The 3,806-nt window shown below is 73.3% G+C and carries 3 protein-coding genes; 2 read left to right on the top strand and 1 reads right to left on the bottom strand.

The window, feature by feature from the left end; all coding sequences use genetic code 11:
* On the bottom strand, positions 1-714 hold a 714-nt coding region (locus P1P70_RS41860; protein ID WP_319247323.1), incomplete at its 3' end, for a TerD family protein.
* A 190-nt stretch (positions 715-904) separates the two neighbouring features.
* Between P1P70_RS41860 and P1P70_RS41865 the strand changes: the two genes are divergently transcribed.
* Both P1P70_RS41865 and P1P70_RS41870 read left to right on the top strand, forming a co-directional pair.
* On the top strand, positions 905-2,071 hold the full coding sequence (locus P1P70_RS41865) for an HpcH/HpaI aldolase/citrate lyase family protein (protein WP_319247325.1): 1,167 nt from the start codon (positions 905-907) through the stop codon (positions 2,069-2,071).
* A 75-nt stretch (positions 2,072-2,146) separates the two neighbouring features.
* The coding region (locus P1P70_RS41870; RefSeq protein ID WP_319247328.1) for a phosphoribosyltransferase family protein at positions 2,147-3,806 on the top strand (1,660 nt) is incomplete at its 3' end.

Raw genomic sequence — 3,806 nt, forward strand, 5'->3', positions numbered from 1 at the left:
CGACTGCTGGGTCGGGGCCGCCGGAGGGTAGCCGTACCCGGGCTGGGACGGGACGCCCGTCGGGGGCTGCTCGGGAGGCAGAGGGGCCGAGATCTCCGGGGCCGGGGCCGGGGTCTGGGTCGTGGCGTCCTCGTCGGTCGTCGTGGCCGCCGTCTCCGACTCGTCGACCGAGATGCCGAAGTCCATGGCGAGGCCCTGGAGCCCGTTGGTGTAGCCCTCGCCCAGGGCACGGAACTTCCAGGCGCCGCCCCGGCGGTAGAGCTCGCCGCAGATCAGCGCGGTCTCGTCGCCGGTCTCCGGCTTGATGTCGAAATACGCCAGCGGTTCGGCGTCGGCGACGGTGGCGTCGTACAGCAGGATGCGCAGGGACCGTACGCGGCCGAAGGGGACGGGGTCCCCGGAGGCGTCGTCGGCGGAGGCCACGAGGAGAATCTGGCCGACGGCGGACTCGACACCCGCCAGATCGGTCTGGATGGTGTCGGTGAGGCCGTCGGCCACACGCTTCTTGCCGAGTCGCCACACCTTGCCCGAGGGGTGGCGGGGCTGGTTGTAGAAGACGAAGTCCTCGTCGGACCGTACGCGGCCGTCGGGGCCGAGGAGCAGCGCCGAGGCGTCGACGTCGGGGGCGTCCTGCCCCGGCGCCCAGCGCAGCACGGCGCGAACCGCCGTGGCTTCTACGGGAACGTTCGACCCCTTCAGCATCGCGTGCGTCATGCGGTCATCCTGCCCTCTCGGTCCTGATCACGACAACGCGGGGGCGGCGAACCGCCGGTGAAATCGTTCAGCGCCCGACACGGCCGGGTTACCAGAACTTCACGCCATGCGGGAACTGATGTCACACATTTGTACGTACTATTACCGGCCACGATCGTGACCGGATGCCGAGCAAGCACGGGGGAACCACATGCGTCATTTCGGGCACATCGCCCCTGAGGAGCGTCGACGTCTCTTCTACCGGGAGCCCGGGGTCTTCGACGCCGACTCCCCGGCCCAGGTGCTCGCGGCCGCGCTCGGCGCCACGCTCTACAGCCCGGCGACCCGGGAGCGGCTGGCCGACGACATCGTCAAGCAGGCCGGGCGCGGTGTGGTCTCCATGGTGCTCTGCCTGGAGGACTCCATCGACGACGCGGAGGTCGTGGGCGCCGAGGAGAACCTCGTCCGGCAGTTCACCGACCTCGCCGGCCGGCCCGACGTCGAGCCTCCGCTGCTCTTCATCAGGGTCCGCTTCCCCGAGCAGATACCCGATCTGGTCAGCCGGTTCGGCCCGGCCGTACGGCTGCTGTCCGGTTTCGTGTTCCCCAAGTTCACCGAGGAACGGGGCGTGGCCTTCCTGGAGGCGCTCACCGCCGCCGAGGCCGCGAGCGGACGGCGGCTGTTCGGGATGCCGGTCCTCGAATCACCCGAGCTGATGTACCGGGAGACGCGCGTAGAGGCGCTCCAGGGCATCGCCCACACCGTCGACAAGTACCGCGACCGCGTGCTCGCGCTGCGCCTCGGCGTCACCGACTTCTGCTCCTCCTACGCGCTGCGCCGGGCACCGGACATGACCGCGTACGACGTCCAGATCGTCGCCTCCGTGATCGCGGACGTGGTGAACGTGCTCGGACGCGCCGACGGCACCGGGTTCACGGTGACCGGGCCCGTGTGGGAGTACTTCCGGGTCCAGGAGCGCATGTTCAAGCCGCAGCTGCGCACCAGCCCCTTCCTGGCGAACCGGGCCGGGGAGCTGCGTGAGTCGCTCATCGAGCACGCGCTGGACGGTCTGCTGCGCGAGATCTCCCTCGACCAGGCCAACGGGCTGCTCGGCAAGACCTGCATCCACCCCTCGCACGTGCTGCCGGTGCACGCGCTGTCCGTGGTAAGCCACGAGGAGTTCGGCGACGCCCAGGACATCGTGCGGCCCGACCGCCACGGGGGCGGGGTCCTGCGCTCGGCCTCCCGCAACAAGATGAACGAGGTCAAGCCTCACCGCGCCTGGGCAGAAAGGGTTCTGCAGCGCGCCGAGGTGTTCGGTGTCGCCCATGAGGACATCGGGTTCGTGGACCTGCTGGCCGCGGGCCTGCCCGCCTGACCGTCTACTTGCCCGAGCGTCCACCCGCCCGGCCGTCCACCCGCCGTACCGATCGCCTTACCGACTAAGGATTCGATGAACAACGCAGTGAACGACACGACCGGGACGTCCGGCGGAGTCTGGTCCGGGACCTGGGTCCGTGAGCGGCTCGGGGTCGAACTGGTCGGTGACGGGGAGCTGACCGGGCTGCTGGGCCTCGCGTTGCGGCGCAACCCCAAGCGGGCGCATCTGCTGGTGTCGAACGTCCTCGGCAAGCATGTCCCGCAGTCCCCGGCCGTCGTCCACGGGCACGGGTTCGCGCTGGGCCGCCGGGTGCGGGAGCTGCTGGGGGCGGACGGGGCGCGGGCCGCGGTCGTCCTCGGGTACGCCGAGACGGCCACCGGGCTCGGGCACTCGGTCGCGGACGGGGTGGGCGAGGCGCCCTACCTCCATTCCACGCGGCGTCCCGTCGAGGGCGTCGCGCAGGCCGGGGGCTTCGAGGAGTCGCACTCCCACGCGACCTCGCATCTGCTGCTGCCGGAGGACCCCACGCTGCTCGCGGCGCCGGGGCCGCTGGTGCTCGTCGACGACGAGTTCTCCACCGGGAACACGGTCCTGAACACCATTCGCGCGCTGCACGAGCGGTACCCGCGGGAGCGGTACGTCGTGGTGGCGCTGGTCGACATGCGGTCGGCCGCCGACCAGGGGCGACTGGACTCGTTCGCCCGGGAGATCGGGGCGCGGGTCGACCTGGTGACCGCGGCGAAGGGGACCGTACGGCTGCCGGAGGGGGTCCTGGAGAAGGGCCAGGCGCTCGTGGCGGAACACGAGCGGGCCGCGCCGGCGCGAGTGGCCGACGCCGCGCGCGGGTCCGGGGGCTCTGGTGCCGCCGCTGGGCGCGGTGCGAGTGTCGGTGCCGATTTGGCTGGGGGCGCGGGCGCGGGCGCGGGCGCGGGTTCGGGCGAGGGCGCGGGCACGGGTTCGGGTCCGGCCGGGGCTTCGGTGGCCGGGGTCACCCGGGTCGAGCTGGGCTGGCCCGCCGGGGTGCCCGACGGGGGGCGGCACGGGTTCACCCCCGCGCACCGTTCGCGGCTGGAGAGCGCGTTGCCCGCCATGGCCGCGCGCCTGGCGGAGGCGCTGCCGCCGGGGGCCCGCCGGGTGCTCGTGCTCGGCTTCGAGGAGCTGATGTACGCCCCGCTCGCGCTCGCGCGGGAGCTGGAGAAGTCGGCCGCGGAGGGGCCGGAGATACGGTTCTCCACCACCACGCGGTCGCCCGTCCTCGCCGTCGACGACCCCGGCTACGCGATACGCAGCCGCCTCGTCTTCCCGGCCCACGACGACCCGGCGGACGGGCCGGGGGAGCGGTACGCGTACAACGTGGCCGGCGGCGGCTTCGACGCGGTGGTCGCGGTCGTCGACTCGGCCGCGGACACGGCCGAACTCCACGCCGGGGACGGCCTGCTGGCCTCCCTCGCCGCGCACGTGCCCGGCGTCCTCCTCGCCGTGGTCCCGTCGTACGTCCCCCCGGCCGGGCGCCGCAGGGACACGCCGGCGCGTCCGGGCGCTGTCGCGGCGGGAGGGGACCAGCGGTCCGGGGCAGCCGGAAGGGCGCCGCAGACCGAGGCGGTGGGCGCTGCGGAGGCAGCAGTCGGAGCGGGTGCGCCCGTGCCCGGCGGGGCGGTCGCCCCGGGCTCCCCGGCCGACCCGACGCCGTCTCAGCCGCCGGGCTCGGACAGCCGCGCCGCCACCGCCACCC

Source organism: Streptomyces sp. MB09-02B (genome assembly GCF_033794485.1).
In the GTDB taxonomy this organism is placed as follows: domain Bacteria; phylum Actinomycetota; class Actinomycetes; order Streptomycetales; family Streptomycetaceae; genus Streptomyces.

What these genes read in the sequence shown, in the direction of transcription:
- P1P70_RS41865 (WP_319247325.1), top strand. Translation starts at nt 905, where the DNA reads ATGCGTCATTTCGGGCACATCGCCCCTGAGGAGCGTCGACGTCTCTTC.